The sequence below is a fragment of the Candidatus Woesearchaeota archaeon genome, assembly GCA_018675335.1.
GTDB lineage: Archaea > Nanobdellota > Nanobdellia > Woesearchaeales > UBA11576 > JABJCP01.
In genome coordinates this window covers 250,452-270,817 of sequence record JABGYH010000001.1, presented here as the reverse complement: position 1 = coordinate 270,817, position 20,366 = coordinate 250,452, and the positions used below count along the sequence as shown (strand labels likewise).

Annotated in this window: 22 protein-coding genes; 9 read left to right on the top strand and 13 right to left on the bottom strand. The window is 29.4% G+C overall.

Translation table 11 applies throughout. The annotated features are described in order from the left end of the window. Window positions 1–10 precede the first annotated feature (10 nt). The 3 genes from HN587_01310 to HN587_01300 are packed head-to-tail and all read right to left on the bottom strand — an operon-like array spanning window position 11 to window position 1,483. On the bottom strand, window positions 11–409 hold the full coding sequence (locus tag HN587_01310; protein MBT7902471.1) for a hypothetical protein: 399 nt from the start codon (window positions 407–409) through the stop codon (window positions 11–13). Window positions 410–422: 13 nt separating this feature from the next. Beyond that, window positions 423–830 carry a DUF2073 domain-containing protein gene (locus HN587_01305; protein MBT7902470.1) on the bottom strand — a complete coding sequence of 136 codons (408 nt, stop codon included), beginning with the start codon at window positions 828–830 and terminating at the stop codon, window positions 423–425. A 20-nt stretch (window positions 831–850) separates the two neighbouring features. Then, window positions 851–1,483 (bottom strand): GTP-binding protein, encoded by a 633-nt coding sequence (locus HN587_01300; protein ID MBT7902469.1) that lies wholly within the window; start codon window positions 1,481–1,483, stop codon window positions 851–853. Window positions 1,484–1,701: 218 nt separating this feature from the next. Between HN587_01300 and HN587_01295 the strand changes: the two genes are divergently transcribed. From HN587_01295 to HN587_01275, 5 genes are all read left to right on the top strand, one after another. Then, the gene (locus HN587_01295) at window positions 1,702–2,247 is read left to right on the top strand and encodes a hypothetical protein (protein MBT7902468.1); all 546 of its coding nucleotides are present in this window, start codon (window positions 1,702–1,704) and stop codon (window positions 2,245–2,247) included. A 65-nt stretch (window positions 2,248–2,312) separates the two neighbouring features. Continuing rightward, window positions 2,313–3,041, top strand: coding sequence for a hypothetical protein (locus HN587_01290; GenBank protein MBT7902467.1), 729 nt, complete (start codon window positions 2,313–2,315; stop codon window positions 3,039–3,041). Between the two features lie 216 nt (window positions 3,042–3,257). Next, window positions 3,258–3,767: a histidine biosynthesis protein HisIE gene (locus HN587_01285; protein ID MBT7902466.1), complete on the top strand. Its 510-nt coding sequence runs from the start codon at window positions 3,258–3,260 to the stop codon at window positions 3,765–3,767. Between the two features lie 239 nt (window positions 3,768–4,006). Then, window positions 4,007–5,587, top strand: a complete 1,581-nt coding sequence (locus HN587_01280; GenBank protein ID MBT7902465.1) for an ATP-binding protein — start codon at window positions 4,007–4,009, stop codon at window positions 5,585–5,587. Next, window positions 5,588–6,865: a DNA repair exonuclease gene (locus tag HN587_01275; GenBank protein MBT7902464.1), complete on the top strand. Its 1,278-nt coding sequence runs from the start codon at window positions 5,588–5,590 to the stop codon at window positions 6,863–6,865. 65 nt (window positions 6,866–6,930) lie between these two features. Here HN587_01275 and HN587_01270 read toward each other — a convergent pair whose 3' ends face one another. Further along, window positions 6,931–7,305 (bottom strand): NUDIX hydrolase, encoded by a 375-nt coding sequence (locus HN587_01270; GenBank protein ID MBT7902463.1) that lies wholly within the window; start codon window positions 7,303–7,305, stop codon window positions 6,931–6,933. A 139-nt stretch (window positions 7,306–7,444) separates the two neighbouring features. Further along, the gene (gene gatB / locus HN587_01265; GenBank protein MBT7902462.1) at window positions 7,445–8,884 is read right to left on the bottom strand and encodes an Asp-tRNA(Asn)/Glu-tRNA(Gln) amidotransferase subunit GatB; all 1,440 of its coding nucleotides are present in this window, start codon (window positions 8,882–8,884) and stop codon (window positions 7,445–7,447) included. Between the two features lie 191 nt (window positions 8,885–9,075). Between gatB and HN587_01260 the strand changes: the two genes are divergently transcribed. Together HN587_01260 and HN587_01255 are read left to right on the top strand one after the other, a co-directional pair. Further along, window positions 9,076–9,552, top strand: a complete 477-nt coding sequence (locus HN587_01260; protein MBT7902461.1) for a hypothetical protein — start codon at window positions 9,076–9,078, stop codon at window positions 9,550–9,552. Between the two features lie 63 nt (window positions 9,553–9,615). Further along, complete coding sequence (locus tag HN587_01255) at window positions 9,616–10,077, top strand: hypothetical protein (protein MBT7902460.1); 462 nt, start codon at window positions 9,616–9,618, stop codon at window positions 10,075–10,077. Window positions 10,078–10,167: 90 nt separating this feature from the next. Here the strand turns inward: HN587_01255 and HN587_01250 are convergent, their stop codons facing one another. The 7 genes from HN587_01250 to HN587_01220 form a co-directional block, all read right to left on the bottom strand. Further along, complete coding sequence (locus tag HN587_01250; protein ID MBT7902459.1) at window positions 10,168–11,052, bottom strand: hypothetical protein; 885 nt, start codon at window positions 11,050–11,052, stop codon at window positions 10,168–10,170. A gap of 139 nt (window positions 11,053–11,191) precedes the next feature. Next, the gene (gatA, locus tag HN587_01245) at window positions 11,192–12,634 is read right to left on the bottom strand and encodes an Asp-tRNA(Asn)/Glu-tRNA(Gln) amidotransferase subunit GatA (GenBank protein ID MBT7902458.1); all 1,443 of its coding nucleotides are present in this window, start codon (window positions 12,632–12,634) and stop codon (window positions 11,192–11,194) included. Next, window positions 12,631–13,374, bottom strand: coding sequence for a PHP domain-containing protein (locus tag HN587_01240; protein ID MBT7902457.1), 744 nt, complete (start codon window positions 13,372–13,374; stop codon window positions 12,631–12,633). The genes gatA and HN587_01240 overlap by 4 nt, the downstream gene beginning before the upstream one ends. 96 nt (window positions 13,375–13,470) lie before the next feature. Beyond that, window positions 13,471–13,770 (bottom strand): Asp-tRNA(Asn)/Glu-tRNA(Gln) amidotransferase subunit GatC, encoded by a 300-nt coding sequence (gene gatC / locus HN587_01235; GenBank protein MBT7902456.1) that lies wholly within the window; start codon window positions 13,768–13,770, stop codon window positions 13,471–13,473. Window positions 13,771–13,875: 105 nt separating this feature from the next. Next, a complete protein-coding gene (locus tag HN587_01230; GenBank protein MBT7902455.1) occupies window positions 13,876–14,331 on the bottom strand; it encodes a hypothetical protein in 456 nt (151 codons plus the stop codon). A gap of 107 nt (window positions 14,332–14,438) precedes the next feature. Beyond that, window positions 14,439–16,214 (bottom strand): aspartate--tRNA ligase, encoded by a 1,776-nt coding sequence (aspS, locus tag HN587_01225; GenBank protein ID MBT7902454.1) that lies wholly within the window; start codon window positions 16,212–16,214, stop codon window positions 14,439–14,441. Between the two features lie 69 nt (window positions 16,215–16,283). Next, window positions 16,284–16,742, bottom strand: coding sequence for a hypothetical protein (locus HN587_01220; GenBank protein MBT7902453.1), 459 nt, complete (start codon window positions 16,740–16,742; stop codon window positions 16,284–16,286). A 214-nt stretch (window positions 16,743–16,956) separates the two neighbouring features. Here HN587_01220 and tgt point away from each other — a divergent pair, with 214 nt between their 5' ends. Continuing rightward, window positions 16,957–18,081 (top strand): tRNA guanosine(34) transglycosylase Tgt, encoded by a 1,125-nt coding sequence (gene tgt / locus HN587_01215; GenBank protein ID MBT7902452.1) that lies wholly within the window; start codon window positions 16,957–16,959, stop codon window positions 18,079–18,081. On the opposite strand, the gene HN587_01210 is transcribed toward tgt, so the two are convergent. Further along, entirely contained in the window at window positions 18,049–19,146 is a 1,098-nt protein-coding gene (locus HN587_01210; GenBank protein ID MBT7902451.1) for a hypothetical protein, read from the bottom strand. The genes tgt and HN587_01210 overlap by 33 nt on opposite strands. A gap of 221 nt (window positions 19,147–19,367) precedes the next feature. On the opposite strand from HN587_01210, the gene HN587_01205 reads away from it, so the two are divergent. Beyond that, a complete protein-coding gene (locus HN587_01205; GenBank protein MBT7902450.1) occupies window positions 19,368–20,339 on the top strand; it encodes a hypothetical protein in 972 nt (323 codons plus the stop codon). The last annotated feature ends 27 nt before the right edge of the window (window positions 20,340–20,366 follow it).

Below are 20,366 nucleotides of genomic sequence, written 5' to 3'. Positions count from 1 at the left end.
ATTTTTTGATTTATTCAACTTCTTTTTTAGAATTAAGTTCATTACGCCTACGGAAAGTTTCTGCAATATCAATAAAATATTTTCCATCATCTAATCGGTAAATAATTGGATAATCTTTATTGAACAATTGAACCAAATCTAATTCAAATTTTCCAGGACCAGTAACTCTTATGCTCTCTAAATCAAGAACAATTGGACTTTCTTCGTCGCTAAAGCCTATCATATCAGAAACATCTTTTTCAATCTGCTTTTTATCATTATCAGTTAAGTTAGATGTGAATGTTTTTGCTTTTTCAATAGCTGATTTTTTAACAAAGAAAAATAGTCGAGAACCACAAACGCAGCCTTTAAGAATCTCACTAGCACCATCTTCATAAAATATGTTACAACGAACGCATTGATGTGGCATTGAGTATTTCCTCCTATCTTCTTCGTTTCTTGCCTTTTTTAGGCTTAGATTTAACTTCTTTAGTAAATAATTGAATTTTATTAGGATCTTTTTTAATTTCTTTAACTATTGATGCTGGACCAATAATTGTTAAACCGCTACGATCACCTAGCAGCATATTTACAAAACTCATTTTCAACTTTTTAAAAGTATCCATGTTTTGACTTTCAGGATAAATAACTGCAAGTTCAATACCTTTAAACTCTGCATTGATTTCTTCCATTGTAGTCTTGATTAATTCAGCTTCTTCAGACTTTTTCAAACGACCTTCTAATAGCACAATTTTATTTTCTTTAACACTATTCAAAATCTTTCTGATTCGTCCTAAGGAACTTAAGTTTTCAATCTCAATATATGGAATGAATTGTAATGTCAAACTCATTTTCAAATAAACCTCTTTTTCTAATTAGCTAGTACGAACATAGCTTCGTAAAATTCGTCAATGTTATTTCCTTTCTTTGCGGAAATTCCTACAACATCATATTGTGGAAATGCATTTTTGATTCTTTTTAAATCACTTCTTTTTAAATCTGTTTTGTTGCCTATAATTAAAACTGGAATATTTCTTGCAGCAAGATTTCCAATAATTGTGATATTAACTTGAGAATACGGATCTTTGGTGGAGTCTAATACTATGATTACGACATCCATGTTGTCTAACCATTTGATTGAATCAATAACTCCTCTGGTTGCTTCTTTAGCTCTTTTTTTTGCGTCATTATCTTTCATGCCTTTTTTTAAGAAATCTTCGTAATCAATTTTTGTTGCGATTCCTGGTGTGTCAACCAAAGAGAAAGAAAGTTCTTTATTTCCGCTTTTGATATTTATTTGTTCTTTAATTTGAATTTCTCGAGTTTCATGAGCCATTCCTGATACAACGCCCATGTCTTCACCTAACCAATCTTGGCAGATTCTATTTGCAAGAGTAGTTTTGCCTCCATTAGGTGGACCATAAAGACCTATCTTAAGCTGTTTTTTCTTCTTAAACATATTCTTTATGACTTTATTAATGAACTTTTTAACAAAATTAATCATGTAATCACCAGTTTTTTTATCAAAATTCCCTCTTTTTGAATTTTTTAAATTAACTTCTCAAATATTTAAATTGAAGATAAAATTAGAAGTATTTAAAGTTTTTGGGCTGGGAATTAATTGTAGTTTGAGTTGATTTGGATTTTAGTTGTTTGTTTGTTTATTTTTTTCTATTCATTTTATAGTAACTTTTAAATAATTTAAAAATAGTATATAAACCAATGGAAGAAATAATTCGTAAAGACATATTATTGATGCTTAAGGATGCACATCGGTTTCTATTAAAACAAAAGTCTGAAGAAATGAAAAAACTTAGTAGTTTAACTATTAATAATGCAAGTATTTTTCAAGATTTAGATTCGGTAAATTTGGCAGTAATTGTATATGCTGTTGCTAAACTTATGGAGCGAAGAACTCCTGAAGGATTTAATGATAAATTAGGCTCGCTCATTCATTCGTCAAAAGACTATTTATTTAATAAGGATTTTCATAATTATAATGCCACAATTAAAGAAATTGGGTTTTTAATTTCAACAGTTGATAAAAAAATTGAATTATATATTGATCAAGTACTTGAAAAATCACGAATAAAAAAAGGAAGTAAAATTCATCAACAAGGAATCAGTCTTGCAAGAACTGCGCAAATGTTGGGTATTGGAAGATGGGAACTTATGAATTATGTTGGAAAAACAAAAATTCATGATAAATTTTATGTTAAATCTGATGTTAAGAATAGACTTGATTTTGCAAGATCTTTATTTAACTGATGTTTGGCAAATGAATAAAATTTAGTCGTATTTCGAAAATAAATAAAATTTAAAAATAAACAAAAATGGTTATCCCTAAGATTTTTAAGAAAAACAGTAGCTCATTAATTTTTGATTCTGGTCCAATTATTAGCTTTGCCACTACTAATTTGCTTTGGCTTGTTGAAGAATTAAAAAAAATGTATCCTGGGAAATTTTACATTACTGATTCAGTAAAACGAGAATTAATTGATTATCCTCTCAAAACAAAGAAATTCAAATTTGAAGCATTACAAGTTCAATATTTGTTGAGAAATGAGGTGCTTGATGAAATTGAATCTGATGAAATACATAGATTGGGGAAAGAATTAGCACAAATTGCAAATACTACATTTAAGGCAAAGGGGAATTATTTGAAATTGTTTCATTGTGCTGAAATGGATGTTGTTGCAGCAGCAATAATTTTAAAATCTGATGCAATTGTCGTCGATGAAAGGGCAACAAGAGTTATTTTAGAAGATCCCAAAAAGTTAAGAGCTCATTTAGAAAAACAAATGAAATCTCCAGTTTCAATTAATCAAGAATCATTAAGTAAGTTTAAGGATTTGACTGAAAGTGTTAGGGTTCTTCGATCGATTGAACTTGCGATGGTTGGTTACGAAAAAGGAATTTTGGATAAATTTTTACTTCGAAGACCTGATGCATCACGACTACTCGTTGAATCAGTTTTATGGGGTATGAAATTGAATGGTTGCGCTATTTCTCGACGAGAAATAGATGAATTAATTAAGTTGGAACAGAAGCCAACATCTTGATATTTCTATTAATTTTTCATTTGATTTGTCTTTTGATTTTTTTAATTTTGAAGTAAGGGGTTGGTAAAAATTTGCTTTGTTTTTTCTATTTTCTAAGTTTCTCGACGATTCTCTGACGAGTAAAACCAAAACATTTAAATACTTACTAAACTCGAATTGAGTTAAATCATTTAAAAACTATTTAGGAATAATCCTTTATAGGAGGTTTAAAACAAAATGGCAACAAAAGTAGCAAAAGTGGGAATTAAAAAACAGCCAGGACTTCTCTATTTCGTAGATAAAGATGGAGATGTTAGCTGTGCAAAGATGGCTCGTGGTAAAACAAAGAGCAAAGCAAAGCCTAAAAAAGTAGCTAAAGTAGGTATCAAAAAAACATCAGGATTTTTGTACTTCATTGACAAACATGGAGACATTTCATGCGCTAAAATGGTAAGAGGCGGAACTAAGAAAAAATCCAAGAAAAAAGTAGTTAAAAAGAAACCAGTTAAGAAAAAAGTAGTAAAGAAAAAGGTTGTTAAGAAAAAAGTAGTTAAGAAAAAAGCTGCTAAAAAGCCTGCTGCTAAGAAAAAAGCTGCTAAAAAGCCTGCTGCTAAGAAAAAAGTAGTTAAGAAAAAAGCTGTTAAGAAAAAAGTAGTTAAGAAAAAGGTTGTTAAGAAAAAAGTAGTTAAGAAAAAAGCTGCTAAAAAGCCTGCTGCTAAGAAAAAACCAGCTAAAAAAAAGCGATAAGTCTTTAATTTTTTAACTTTTTTTTATTTCTTTTTCTTTTTTTTATTATTTGTATGCGTTGTATCCTTCTTATTTTGTTCTTGTTAATTTAAATAAATTATGCGTGAATTATGCGTGAATTATGTGTGTTATATTTTTTATCTCATTTATAAGCTATTAAACTCACTTATAAATGATGTATTAGCATTAAATAAATCTTTAAATAATCGTGAAATTTCTATATCTCAATCATGAAACAGATTAAAGGAAAAATTATTGGAGGCGAATTTGGCAGTCTTCGGGTAAGAAAAAAAAGTGATGTTTCTTTTCAAATAGGTGAACTTTTAATTGCAGAAAGTGGAACTTGGGAAAAACAAAAAACTTTGTTACAAGTTTATGATTTAACTTACGGTAGTCAGATATCTCCACAAAACTTAGAAATGATATCGGGCCTCAGACTTGAACAACAAGCAGATTTTAAAATATTTGACGAAGAACTAAGAAACTATACTTTGGCATATCTAAAACCATTATTATCTATTGGAGTTTCGGGAACTAAGTCTTGTAAGGACTTACCTGTTTTTTTTTCTGATGTTAGGACTGTTGTGGAAGATGATCTTAATTTTATTACAAAACCACAATCATCGTTATTTGTTGGCAATATCCGAAGTGGTAATGAAACACTCGACTTGCCAGTTTATTTGAGGGGGAAAGAGGTGCTTTCCCATCACGTTTTAGTTCCTGCAACAACGGGTCGTGGAAAAAGTAATTTAGTTAAAACTATGCTTTGGAGTGTTGTTGATCAAAATTATTGTGGGATGTTAGTTTTGGATCCGCATGATGAATATTATGGTAGAAATTCTAAAGGGCTTAAAGATCATCCTGCTGCTCGAAATGGAAATGTTATTTATTATACTCCAAAAAATATTCCTCCGGGAGGAAAAACTTTAGTTTTTAATTTAAAATTATTAAAACCAACTCATTTTAATGGTGTGATTTCATTTTCTGATGCGCAAAAACAAGCAATGAGTAGTTACTACAGGCAGTACAAAGAAAATTGGATTGAATCAATTATTCAAGAAAAACCCCTCGATGTTGATTTTTTAGATGCGACTATTGGAGTTTTAAAACGAAGATTAGTTGCGGTTCTTGGAATTAAATTTGATCAAACTAAGTTTTTAACTGATGGGATTTTTAGTTTTTCTAGTGGGGAGACAACTATACAAGATATTTCAAAAGAATTAGAGTTGGGTAAAATAGTGATTATTGATACTTCTAATTTTGTGGGGTCTCTTGAAATTTTAGTTGGTAGTTTACTTACGACTGAAATATTTAGAAAATATAAATATTATAAAACTAGAGGGATGTTGGATGAAAAACCGATTATTTCCGTAGTGCTCGAAGAAGCACCAAGAGTTCTCGGAAAAGAAGTATTAGAAAAAGGTACGAACATATTTGAAACAATCGCAAGGGAAGGTCGAAAGTTTAAAATTGGACTTCTCGCAATTACGCAATTACCCTCACTTATTCCTCGACAAATACTTGCAAATATGAATACTAAAATTATTTTAGGGATTGAGATGAAACCTGAGCGTCAGGCAATAATTGATAGTGCATCTCAAGATTTATCGCGAGATGATCGAAATATTGCATCTCTTGATTTAGGGGAAGCAATAATTACTAGCAATTTCACAAAATTTGCAATTCCAGTAAAAATTCCTCTTTTTGAAAAAATAGTCAAACAAACCATTATTGATGCAAAGGGTAGTGAGTATAGTAAACCTGCAACTTCTAATAATTTAAGTTTTGATGGTGTTGGAATTGTTGAAGAGGATATTTAAATGACTGAGCAGGATTATGATTCTAACTTATCTGCTACTTCGAGTTTGGAGTCTAAATCAAATCTTAAATTTGCACACCTCGCAGATTGTCATATTGGTGGGTGGAGAGAACAAAAACTTAGAGATTTAAATTTTAAATCATTTCAAAAAGCAATACAACTTTGTAAGGAAAATTCTGTCGATTTTATAATAATAAGTGGAGACTTATTTAATACTAGTTTTCCACCACTACATGAATTAAAAAAAACAGTAAAAGTTTTAAAAAACTTATTAGAAAATCAAATTCCTGTATATGTTGTTGCGGGAAGTCATGATTATAGTCCTAGTGGGAAAACCATACTTGATGTGTTAGAAGAAGCAGGACTAATTATTAATGTTTGTAAGGGTCAAATTATTGAAGGTAAATTAAAACTTAATTTTACTATTGATAAAAAAACTAAAGTAAAACTCACTGGAATGATCGGTAAGCGAGGAATGCTTGAAAAAACTTATTATGAGGGATTAGATACTGATTCGTTAATTTCTGAAACTGGATTTAAAATATTTTTATTTCATACTACAATTGATGAACTTAAACCCGCAGAATTAAGCAGGATGGAGGGATCTCCAGTATCATTACTACCTAAAGGATTTGATTATTATGCCGGAGGACACGTACATATAGTTGAAAAAAAATCATTAGATGGATACGCCAATCTTTGTTATCCTGGACCCACATTTCCAAATAGTTTTTCTGAACTTGAAAAATTAAAAACAGGTGGTTTTTATATTTATGATTCCGGAGTTGTTAGATGGCAAAATGTTGTTGTTTGCAATGTCGAAACTTTTTTTATTAATGGTGATTTGAAAACACCGACTGAAATTGAATCCGAAATATTTGATTTAATTAATTCTAAAGAATTTTATAATTCTCTTGTTTTATTTCGAGTTCAAGGTAAATTAAAAGAAGGAAGGCCAGGAGATGTAAATTGGAAAAAAATATTTGAGTTAGTTATTCAAAAAGGCGCCATATTTGTTTTAAAAAATGCTAATAAATTGGTTTCTAAAGAGTTTGAAGAAATAAAAGTTATTGAAGGAACAACTGAAGAAGTGGAAAATAAACTTATTTGTGAGCATGTAGGGCAACTAGATTTTCTTAGTGAATCATCCGAAAAACAATTAGTTAATGACTTAATTAATATTCTTCAAATCGAAAAAGAAGAAGGCGAAAAATCAACTGATTATGAAAATCGAGTTATTCGAGAAGCCAACATGGTAATTAATGAAAATTTATTTTAAGAGAATTTTTGATATTTGTTATGCGTTTTTAATTTTTTTAGAATTTGACTGGGTATTAATTTTTTTTAAAGTTCGTCAATAACAAGAGAAACTTCTTCACTGACTTTTATATTTTTAATTTCTGCAAATTTAATCCATTTAACTTCTTCCATATTTTCTCCCGGAATTAGTTCACTTGTTGAAGGATCAACTGAACATTCATAAACAACAACTTCACAATTTTTGTTTTCTTCTCTAAATTCTACAATTCCAAACTGTTGAAGAACTAATGGTTTTATTCCAGTTTGTTTAGTTGTTTCATTAATTGCAATTTCTTCTGGATTATTTTTTTCACTAAATGTTCCTGAAGGAAGTTCAAAATAGTCTTTATTTTTTTTTCTTACTAGGAGAAGTCCGTCATTTTTAAGGATGAGACATCCTGCTAATTGTTCACTTACCATTTACATTGTTAAAATAATTTGTTATTTAAAAATTTAACTAAAAAAATGTGTTTAAATGTGGTTTAAGAGGTTAAAACACGATTTAAAGTATATTTTATACAATATATTTTAATTGGTTTGAAGGCATTGGTTTAGAATTTTATTTTGTTAATTCTTCCATAACTTCATTAACTTTAGAAGGGGATGCTTGTCCTTTAGTTGCTTTCATAACTTTGCCAATAATTGAATTTATTGCCTTTTTATTGCCGTCTTTAAAATCTTGTATTGCTTTTGGATTTTCTTTTATTGCTTCTTCACAAATTTCTCTAATGAGTGATTCGTCAGAAACTGATTCTAAATTATGTTCTTTAACATATTCAGTTGGAGAGAATGGACTTTCTATGAGTTTTTCAAGAATTTCTCTTCCAGTAAGATCTGTAATTTTTTTTTCTTGAACTAGTGTTAGTAATTCTATGATTTGAGTTTCATCAGTTTTAATTTCTTCTAAAGATTTATTTTGAAGATTAAGAACTTTATTTAATTCATGGCGTAACCATTTAGCTGCAAGGATTGGGTCAACTTGTGTTGCGACTTTTTCAAAAAGTTCTGCAAGTGATTTTTCTTGTGCGAGAATATGTGCATCTTCTTTATTGATTTTAAAATCGTTTACGAATTTTTTTGATTTTTCAAAAGGAAGTTCTGGTAATTTTGATTTAATTTTGTTAATATACTCGTCTGTTAATGGGATTGCTACTAAATCTGGATCTAGGATGTACCCATAGTCTGCTTCAGTTTCTTTTGTTCGCATTCTAAACGTTAGTCCTTTATTTGAATCCCATGCTCGAGTGTCTTGAACGAATGCTTCTTTTTTTTCAAAAGCATTTTTTTGTCTATCAACTTCATAAAATAATGCGCGTTCAATTTCTTTAAACCCTGAAATATTTTTTACTTCAGACCTAACATAACCACTTTCTTTAATTGAAATATTCGCATCTGCTTTTACTATGCAATTTTCTGAATTAAAAATATTAAGATACTTAACAATTGCAATTAATGCGTTAAGAAAATCTCTTGCTTCTTCAGGAGACTGAATATCTGGTTCGGTTACGATTTCACACAGGGGGTTTCCTGACCTATTGTAATCAACTAACGTGAATGAACTGGTATCAATTGATCCTTGATGAATTAAAGATGCAGGATCTTCTTCAATGTGTACTCTGGTTATTCCAATTTTTTTCCCATTAGGTAATTGAAGAAAGCCATTTTCGCCTAGTGGAAGTTCATATTGCGTAATTTGATAATTTTTGGCAAGATCTGGATAAAAATAACTTTTTCTAGAAAATATTAAATTTTTTGAAATGTTGCAATTTAGTGCAAGTGCGAGTTTAGTTGAAAATTCTAAAACTTTTTTATTAAAAACTGGCTTTGAACCTGGATGACCTAAACAAATTGGACAAGTTCTTGTGTTTGGGTTTTCTTTATTATCTGAATTGGTTGTCTTTTTTTCTGGTTGACAGGGGCAACTGCAAAATAACTTAGTCTTTGTTGCAAGTTGGAGATGAATTTCGAGTCCAATTACTATTGGTGTTGTAAATTTCATAATAGAATTGTTTTAAGACTAAGTTTTTAAATCTTTTTGAAAAAAAATGGATCAAAAATGAGTATTTAAGAGGTAAATTTAAATATTATGTTTGATTGAGTCAGATATAGAATTAGAATATTTTTAATAATTGAGTTATTTTTATATTTTTAATAATTGATGGTTATATTTTTATAATTGAGGTGATTTATATGAGTTGGTTAAAAAGATTATTTACATGGGTTGCGCCTAATTCTAAATCGTTCAAAAATGAACTTTCAGCACAAGTACGTGTATTTGATAATATGCTTAGAAAATTTGATACTCAAAGTTCTAAATTAAAACGTTTAGAGCGAGATTTTAAAAGATTGTGGGACAAAAATAAGGGGAGTTTTGTTTTGATGCCTGCTGACCTTCATAGGTTAGAACAAATTGAACGAGAATCAATAACTGCGTTTGATAATATGGCTGAATCGTTAAAACAATTAGATGCTGCGGGCATAGAAGTTGTTGGAGATATTATAAGATATGCTGATGCAGTTCGTGGACGCGAAAATGATAAAGAAGCTAATGAATTTAACCGTGCAGTTGCAAGGCAAGGCGATGCTTTTCAAGATATGATGCGTTCAGAATTATGGAAAACAAAGCAGGAATTAGCTGAAGATCGAAAGAAAAGAAGAGTTGCATAACTAATTGTAATTTGATTGAATGTAATTAATATTTTTTTAAAATTTTATTTTGAGGTTATTAAAATGGGTTGGATAAAACGAGTATTGGGAAAATCAGAAGTTGATTTAAAAAAACATGAAAGACAATTAGGGTCATCTCTTGATTTGGTTGTTGATAAAGTAAAAAAATTGAAATCATTAGAGCGAGAGTTTAGACAAATTTGGGAAAAAAATAAACAATTTCCTGAACTCATATCTTTAAAAGATAAACAAAAATTAACTCACATAGATTCCCTGGCTATTCAAACATTTAATGATTTAAGTGATTGTTTAAGAAAGTTAGGTCTTACTAGTGAGAAGGTTATGGGGGATATGACTTCTTTTTTATTTTTAGTTAATGCGGGAGAGAAAGGACTTTTTGATCGAGCATTAAAAGCGGAAGAAGCAAAATGGCAGGCATTCACTCGAGATGAAACTGATTGGTGGGAGCGAGAAAAAAGAGAAGCTATTCGTGAACAACGAGAAAGATTTAGAAAAACGGGTTAATTTTTTGTATTTTTTAAAATTTTTTTAGAATATTTTTGTTGAGATATTTTTTTATTATTGAGATTATAATTATTATTCTGTTTTGTATGTTTATTGAACATATGTTTGTTTAAATTCTGGTGCTACCTCTAAAGTTGGATCTTGTTTTAGTGCTTCACTAATTGCTGCAACATAATGTCTTGATCTGGCGCAACCTCGTTCATATGCTTGTGCTGCAAGATGATCTAACTGTTTGTATTGATCAAGTTGCAAGAATTTTGCTCTTCCAAGTTTTGGTTTTTGTAATGCGCATAACGTGGTATATGCGATTACTTCTGAATAAACTCTTAATTTTGCTGCTGCAAGATCCGTATCAGAAGTTAAATCTTGATCTGGTAAAATTTCTTTAAAAATTTCAAGTTCTAAATCTGTGACTTCTTCAGGTGTTAAAATACATCTTGGGGGATTTGCGGTTCCTTCCAATAATGAGTTTATAGAATCATATAATTGTTCTTGAGGCATGAATGGATTGATGTTGTTTTTGTAATTTTCTTTTCGAACTCCTGACAAATATTTTTGAAGTGTTTTTTCAAATTCTGAACTAAATACATTAAATTGGGGCGGAGTTACAATTAATGTTGCGTCTTTTGAAGTGATTCCAATTAAAGAACTTGCAAGATTTGCCATGACTCTATACTGAACAACGTCTAATGCTAATTTTGTTAGAATGTCTGTTTGTGGATTTGGATTAAAAAATGGATCGTTTAATGGTACAATTGTTAATTTTTTTTGTTTAGCAACTGATTTTATTCTATTTGCGAATACTTCTTCAATTGAAGTTGGTTCATTTGAATCTGTGGTTTGGTCTGGATATAGATCAGAATGTGTAGAATCAATGAATAATAGTCCATGATTTGGTTCTTCGTTTAATAATTTTGCAGCAACAAATGCTTGAGCAAGCACTTTGTCCATTCCATAACACGCAAACCTTTTCATTTTACTTCCTCTAAACTATTTTGTTGAGAAAATTGCTGTTAATTGCAATTTAGTAAGTTTTAGTTAAATCTCCACTGTTTATTACTATATTATTAGAAATGTATTTATAAATGTTTCGCTTTTTACTACTAGAAAGTTGTTATTTTTCCTTTCCGATTTGGATTAATTTACCTTCACAAAAGTGATTTGTTGTTAATAGTGCACCTACTGGAAGTCCATTAGAATTGCCTGCAGGTACGTTTAAATGGGGTAATCCTGCCAAATTAGGAGAAACTGTCATGATATCTAGTTTATAATGTTCTAATGGGGAAAGTTTTTCAATTTCACTAAATTTTGGAGGGAGAATTGGTGAAGTTGGAGTTAAAAGTGAATCAAATTTCTTAAACATTTTTTGATATTCTTGAATGATTTTAGTTCTAACTTTTAGTGCGCGTAAATAATAAGCATCTCTAAATCCTGCCATTCGAGCAAAACTACCTAACATAATTCTTCTTTTAGTTTCTTCATTAAAATTTTTGGAACGAACTTTAGCAAAATATTCATTGAATCCTTCATTTGCATTAATTTTTCCTTCTGCACCATAACGCATGCCGCAATATTTAGAAAGATTAGTTGAAGCTTCACAACAAGCAAGAATATAATATGTTTCAATACCATATTTAATTGGCATTTCTAAAGAAATTTCTTCATATTCAATTCCTTGAGATTCAAGCATTTTTATGTAGTCCCATATTTTTTTACTAACTTCTGGTTGGATTCCTTCTCCAAATGCTTCTTTGATAATTCCAACTTTCATACCTTTAACTGGTTTTGTTAAATAATCAGAATAAGTTTCAGTTGGTTTATTTGATGAAGTTGAATCATTACAATCATTACCTGAAATTGTTTCTAGTAATAATGCACAATCTTCAATATATTTACTCATAGGTCCAATTTTGTCTAATGAATTTCCATAATCTAGAAGACCGTGTCTTGATACTCGCCCATAAGTTGGACATAACCCATATACTCCGCAAAAACTAGCAGGTTCTACAATTGATCCGCCGGTTGATTCTCCTAACGAAACATGTGCGAAGGGGGCTTTATTACTTATTCCTGCGCTTCCTCCAGAACTGCCACCGCAAGCTCTTGAAGGATCAATAGGATTTTTAGGAATTTTAAATCCAATACCCACATTAACTGCAAAACTTCCAAATCCAAATGCATCTTGAGCAGTTTTACCTAAAATAATTGCACCCTCATTAATTGATTTCTCGACGCAAGTTGCATTAAATGTAGGTTTATATCCTTTAAGAATTTTTGATCCTGCAGTTGTTTTCACACCCTTAACACAAATGGCATCTTTAATTGAAATTGGAACTCCGCATAATTTTAATTTAGAACTATTATTATTAGAATTATTTTCTTGTTTAATTTTTTTATTTAATTGTTCGGCTAAATTAATTGCAAGTTCTTCAGATATTGTATTAAAAAAATTATATTCACTATTGATTTGTTTAGTTTGTTCTAAAACTTTTTGAGTATGATTTACTACATCAATTTCTCCTGATTTAATTTTTTCTACAAGTTCTTTAATTTTCATTTTGATTGAACCCATGATTCTTTTTTTTGTTGAATGAATGTTAATAATTCTTTTGGATAATTGTTCATGATCATTTCATCAGTTAATCCTAATTCAGCCCAGTATTCGCTAAGAATAGCATCATCTCCAATTTCGTGTAAAAAATGCGCATCTGAATTAATTATGACTTTTTTATTATTTTGTTTTACTAGTTTAATCATTCTTTTCATTCGGTTAATGCATTCTCGTTCAGAGTTATTTTTTAATCTGATTAATGAAGATAAATTTAATTCCAATAAAACATTATTTTCAAATGCAGCTTCACAAATTTTATCTAAATCAATGGGGTAAATGAATGTTGTTGGATGTGTAAAAATGCTAATTGGATATTTTTTAAAACAATTAATTGCAGCCTCAGTATTTTTTTTTATACCCCAATCTTTTGATACGGTTGTTGGATGAATTCCTACTAGTAATATGTCTAAATGTTTTATAGTTTCGTTTGGTAAATCTATTGTGCCGTCTTGATTTATTATATTTGATTCACAACCCCATAAAACTTTCATTCCTTTAAATGTTTTAGGCGCTCTTTTACCTAAATTAAATGCGATTGCTTCACATGCGCCGTCAACAGTTGGGCCATGATCTGTGATTGCGATTATTTCCATTTTATTATCGCTAGCATAATTTAATGTTTCATAAAAACTGGCAAATGCGTGTCCACTATAAATTGTATGTAGATGTAAGTCAACTTTTAACATGTAATCACCGATTGTTTTGTGTTATTATTTTTATAATATTTTTATTATTATAATTTTTTTTGGGTGTTGATTTGATTTTAATTAACTATTCGTAAATTATATTGATTTTGGACCTTTAAAGTAACCATCTTTGTTATGAGTTGAATTTTTTAACGCGTCTTCTTGCGATAAACAAGGTTTTGGTATGTCTTCTCTAAGAATAGGTTCAAGAGGTATTGCATGTGCTGATACATCTGAGTCTGAAATGTCTGATACATCAATTTCAGTTACTTTATCAAATGCATTAAGAATACTTTTAAAATCCTCTGTGAATTTTATTATTTCTTCTTGGGTTAGATTGAGTCTTGAAACTGTTGCTACTCTTTTTATTAACTCTTCATTAATTTTTATTTCCATTTTGTTGTAATATTAAGAAAAAGCGTGATTTATATATCTTTTGATGAATAAATGGATCATTAAGTTAAATTTAAATGGATTTATTATTTAGATTTATTTACTTGATTATTCTTTAAGAATGAATGTTCCAATAATTAATAAAATTCCTGATACTAAGTACATGGTGTAATTAATGAATGGAGAATAAGTTAATTCGAATGTGATTGCTCCCACTCTGCTGAGTGTTGGTATTGAAATCATAAGTATAATTAAACCTCCCACAATTATGCTAACATATTGTAAAACTGGAGTATCTTCTTTAAACCCATCTATAATTAATGTTTTTCCAGATAAAATAACGCTGCCTGTAAGAGCATATTTAAGAATTGGCCATTCAACAACATTGAATCCAATAATTTGAAAATTATGCAGTAAGGGAATTATTCCAAAACTAATTAAAAATCCTCCATGAATAAAATGGCGAATCATTTTTGGAAGTGCAAATGTTGCTATAATTAAAAAAGAAATAATGACTGCAAGAATATTAGTTACTAATGGACTAATAATAATATTTTCACTCATTTTATTAATTATAATTAAATAATATTTAAAAGATTATCTAAAATAAGACAAAAAAAATAAAAAATTTAAGATTTTTTGTTATTGGGTGTCGTCGAAATTTAAATTGTTTATTTGGTTTCTTCTTTTTTCTTTTCAACTAAGTCAAGCTTAATGTGGATCTCTTTAAGTTGTTCTGATACAACAATATTTGGAGAGTTATCCATTAGACATTGAGCATTCTTATTTTTTGGGAATGCAATAACTTCTCTAATATCTTGTTCTCCACACATTAACGCTACAAGTCTATCAAATCCAATAGCAAAACCGCCATGAGGTGGTGCGCCATATTTGAAAGCTTCAAGTAAAAAACCAAATTTGTTTTCAAGTTCTTCTTTTCCAATACCCATTACATCCATAACTTTTTCTTGAATATCTGATCTATATATTCTAAGAGAACCGGATGCAAGCTCAACACCATTCAAAACTAAATCATATAGTGATGCGCGAACTTTACCTGGATCTGTGTCTAACAATGGCAAATCTTCTTCATACGGCATGGTAAACATATGATGACATGGTGACCACCGTTCGTTATCCGCGTCCCATTCAAATAATGGAAATTCAGTAACCCAACAAAATTTAAATTCAGCAGGATCAAATAAATTAAGATCTTCACCTAATTTTAGTCTAAGTTTCCATAATAAAAAATTCGCATTTTTGAATTTTCCACCCACCATAAAAATTGTTGAATCGTTTTTTGCATCGATTTTTTCAATTAATTTTTTTTGTAAGTCTTCACTAAAAAACTTAGCGCTGCTTCCTTCAAGTTTACCATCTTTAACTTTTAACCAAACTAAACCTTTTCCGCCGAGTTTTTGAATAAAATCAGTATATGCATCAATTTCTTTTCGACTAAAATCTTTGTTTGGATTGACGCATTTAACAACTCCTCCTTGATCAATGATTGACTTTAGAATTCCAAAATCAGACTCTTTAGCAATTTCAGTAATGTCGTTAAGGAATAAATCAAATCTAATATCTGGTTTATCACAACCATACTTAGCCATAGATTCATCATAACTAATTCTTGGAATTGGTAGTTCTAACTTATAGTCAATAGCTTTTTTCATGATCTTTTGAAGTAATTCTTCTCCAATTTGGTAAATATCTTCAAGTTCTGGAAAACTCATTTCAATATCTATTTGAGTAAACTCTGGTTGACGATCTGCACGCAAATCTTCATCTCTTAAACAAACAGGTAGTTGAAAATATCTATCAAATCCTGCAACCATTAACAATTGTTTATACAACTGAGGTGACTGAGGCAAGGCATAAAATTTTCCTGGATTTACTCTGCTAGGAACAACATAATCTCTTGCACCTTCCGGAGTTGACCTGACTAATAGAGGAGTTAAAATTTCTAAAAAACCTTTACTATTAAGATATTCTCTTGTTGCCAGTGCTGCGTCATGTCTTACTTTTATTCTGTGTTGCATAATTGGTCTTCTTAAATCTAAATACCTATACTTCATACGCATTTCTTCAGATGCTGCTTTTCTATCATCAATTTCAATAGGTGGCACTTCTGATTTATTTAGAATAATTAAGTCAGTAACTTCAACTTCAACTTCTCCCGTAATTAAATTAGGATTAATCATGCCTTCTTTACGCGGAATAACTTTTCCTTTAATTTCAATAACCCATTCACGTCGTAGACTTTCTGCAAGTTCAAACATATTTGAATTATCAGGATTAAAAACAACTTGAGTAAGTCCATAACGATCACGCATATCAATAAAAATAATTCCACCATGATCTCTTCGGGAGTCAACCCATCCTTGTAAACAAACAGTTTTTTCGATCTCTTCAGATCTCAATTCACCACATGTGTGTGTTCTTTTCATAAAATCACCTTTTAATTCGTTTTTAATCCTTGAATTGTAAAAATTGTAATTTAATTACTTGTTGTAAAATTAATTCATTATTTTATTTTTTATTAAATGAACCAGTCCATATCCTATTATGCTCCCAAGGGAATATGTAATTAAAGTACTTAAAATAATAACTGTTAATGTAAGAAAAATATGTGATCCACTTAAACTAACATCCATCATTAGTGGATAAATAACTGATAAATTAATTAAACTCCAAACAGAGTGAGTTAATGCGGATATTAGTCCTGCATAAAGAGATTGAATCAAAATTCCTTTTTTGTATGTTAGCGCACCTGAAAAAATTCCTCCTAAAATAAATGCAACAAAGTTTGGAATTCCTATACTTGATCTAAAAAAAACAAAAGTAGATACTAATAACAATCCAAATATTCCACCAAACACCCCAATTCTAATAATTCTTCCTTTGTTTAATTTAGGTTTTTCAAATTTGGTTTTTTGGTTTTTATGGTCTTTTTCGCCCTTCTTAGACAATCTCATCCTTTCCCATTTAAACCCGAATCTTTATAAATTTTACCTTAATCAAATAGAACAATTAACTTTTTAAGGAAAGGGAGTTATTTTTTTAATATTAAATAAATAATGATATTTGTTTAATTGTTGAGCGTATTTGTTTAATTGCTAAAGATTATTGAATAATAAATGATCTTGGTTGAATAAATAATGAATTGAAAAATAAATGTTGAAATAGAAAATGAATTTTAAACTACTAAATCAAGAAGGAAAAGCAAGACTTGGAGAACTTAATACTGCGCATGGGACTGTTCAAACGCCCTTTTTTATGCCTGTTGCTACAAAACTTACTGTAAAACATATTTCTCCTTTTGAACTTAAATCGATGGGGCATAATGCCTGTATTTCTAATACTTATGTTTTATTCTTAAAACCGGGGCGAGACCTCATAAAAAAAGCCAAAGGAATTCATAAGTTTATGAGTTATGACAAAACTATGTTTACTGATTCAGGGGGATTTCAAATGGTAAATAGTTCTTTGGTTGGAGGAATAACTGACAAAGGAGTTACGTTTAAAGATCCATTTTCTAACAGAACTCATTTTTTAAGACCTGAAGATATAATGCATATAGAACGAGAGTTAGGATCAGATGTTGCTATGTGTCTTGATCATATGCCTGAAGTTAGAAGTTGTAAGGAAAAAATTGTAGAATCTGTAACTCGAACCATTGACTGGGCGAAAAGATGTAAGAAAGTACATGATGGAAAAAGCATATATGGACAAAAACAATTATTGTTCGGTATTGCACAAGGTGGTTTATTTAAAGATTTAAGAGAAAAAAGTGGGAAAGCAATAAATGAATTAGACTTTGATGGAAATGCCATAGGTGGTCTTGCACTTGGTGAAACAAGAAAAGAAATGCATCAAGCAATAAAATGGCAAATTCCTTTTTTAAGCGAAAAAAAACCTAGGTATGTAATGGGACTTGGAACGCCTCAAGATATAATTGAAGCAGTAAGTTCTGGAGTTGATTGTTTTGATAGTATATACCCAACACAAAATGCAAGACATTGTAATATATTTACTCAGAATGGAATGATTAGATTAAATAAGGGATTGTATCGAGAAGATTTTGGACCACTTGATCCTGATTGTGATTGTTATGTGTGTAAAAATTTTAGTAGGGCATTTTTATATCATTTATCTCGGAGTGATGAGTGGACACATCATAGATATTTAAGTTATCATAATGTTTATTTTATGTCAAAATTCATGGAAAAAATAAGACTTGCAATTAAAGAAAATAGATTTGAACAATATAAAAAAGAATTTTTAAATGGTTTTTGCAAAACTTCCTCTGATTAAAATATCCTCGAAGTATGCTAGTTTTTTTGAAATTTCGATACGCAATTTAATTATTTTTTCTAAACGATTGTCAAATTTCTCGTGATTTAAGTGGATGTGTTCGTCATGTTTTATTTGTCTTAATTCTTTTTCTAATTTTTTAAGGTCGTCTCGCAGATGAATGTGCGCGTGAGTAGTTGAATGTTTCTCTCTTTTCTCTTCTGTTTCAACAATGTGAATTTCTTTTTTTAATACTTCTCTAAGGTACAACATATTATTAATTTCATGTTCAATTCTAATTGATTGTTCAAAGTTTTTAGAATGCTTTTTGTTGTGACCTAATTTGTGATTAATTCTTGATATTTCAAAATCTGAAAATGCTAAAACCCAACTGTGGGGAATTTTAATTGATTTATGTTTTGGAACTAAAGAAAAATTAGGTGTTTTGATGTGTGCTAGTTCAATTAAACCACAGTAAGCTAAAATAATTCTGCAAAGATTATGTTCTTGAATAACATTATATTTTTTAATTGTGAAATGTTGATTTTTAGACGTGAATAAATAATGTGCAAACCAATTAGATGCAATAAATAAGGCAGTTCTAGTTCTTATTTTACTTGTACGAATAGAGTCATTTGTGATCATTATCTTGCCGACTCTACCTTTTATTATTTTTTCTTGGTCATTTGGAGATAAATTCCATAAATAAACTAAACTATTTCTTTTAACAGTAATTTCAGAAAGCCTGGGATATAATTCTTCTAGTTTAACCTGTAAATTATGTTTTTTATTAAATTCGTTATAAATAATCTTTAAAGCACTATGGATTTCTATTAGGAACATATTTTTAGCAGGATTTTTTATGTGCTTGTTAATTTTTTTAATTTGTCTAAATTTATCTTTAGCAACTTTAGTTTTTTGTTTTTTTAGTGCAATTTTTGCAGTTTCTTCTAGAATGTCTCTTCTATTAATATCAACTTTGCGCATGCTAAATAAGATTAAACTAACTTCTAATAAATAATCTAGAAAGAAAATGGTAGTTAAACCTGCAAAAGTCCAAAATAATAAAAAAACTAAATCTTCCATATTACCTCTTTTTGATGTTTTGTTAAAACTATTATTTTTAAAATAATGATTAATTAATACCTTGTTGTATTATTAGAGTATATAAAGGTTAATGTTTTTAAAAGTTCTTTTTTTAATTTACAATTTAATTAAGTTATTTGCTAAACCGTTTTTTTATTTAGTTTTTTTTAGTGTGAGATATTTAGAAAGAAATAAATACTTAATAATTCAGTTTAGTGTTTATGGGAAATATTGTTACTTTTACTGATCAATGGATTGAACAAAAGATGAAGCGAAATTGTGCTGCAGTAATTAAATTACTTAAATTTTTAGTTAAATCTATGGGATCTCAATTACAACGAGTAAAGTTTTCAGTATATTTTCAAAATAAACATTCAACTCCTGAGTTGTTGGGTGATTTACTCTCGAGAAATCTTAAAAAAACAAAACATTCACAGTTTCAGTATCGTTTTTTTTTGAATAGTATGAAAAATAGACTCTCTGGAATTCAATCTAATTTTGGTTTTTTAAATTTTTTAAAAGAGCAAGGACACGAAGTTAGATCTGCAGATCTTCCTGAAATTAATCAGCTTATGCGAGCGTTTCATAAATTTTCGTTAACTCCTATAATTGAACATTTTGAATTATTGATAGATTATTTGGAACGATTAAGTGTACTTTTGGATGAACAAGTGAGATTATTAGAATTTTTATTAACTAAACATGAAACTGATTTGGTTCATGAATTAAAAGAATTAGATCAATTAGATGTGGTATTGGCTGAAGAAGTAAAGTTGTTTGAAGAATTTGTTAGAAATATTCCCTTTTCAGATGAAAGTCTTAAAAAATATAATAAAGGATTTAATCGTGCTACACTCCATATACGAAATATTTTTGTGGGTTTTAATCAACATGTAGGTGATGAATGGAAAAAAAATACTGAGCAAGCGGGGAGAGTTGAAAAAGCATTTGTTGCAATAAAATTTATGCTTGGTGCTGGATTTTTTATTTATAAATTTCAAAGAACCCTTGGAGAAATTTGTTTTAAACAAAGTAAAAACTGGTTAGGTAGATTGATTGAACAACGACGAGAATCTCGAAGACTTAATGAGACAACTGCGTTAGAAAAAAATGCGGATAAAGCCGTTGAAGATGGTAGTGCTAATGTGTTTGCATCTTTTTTAAAAACTGCGGCCAATGCGTATTCTGATTAAATAATTTGCTTAAATGTGTGAATTATT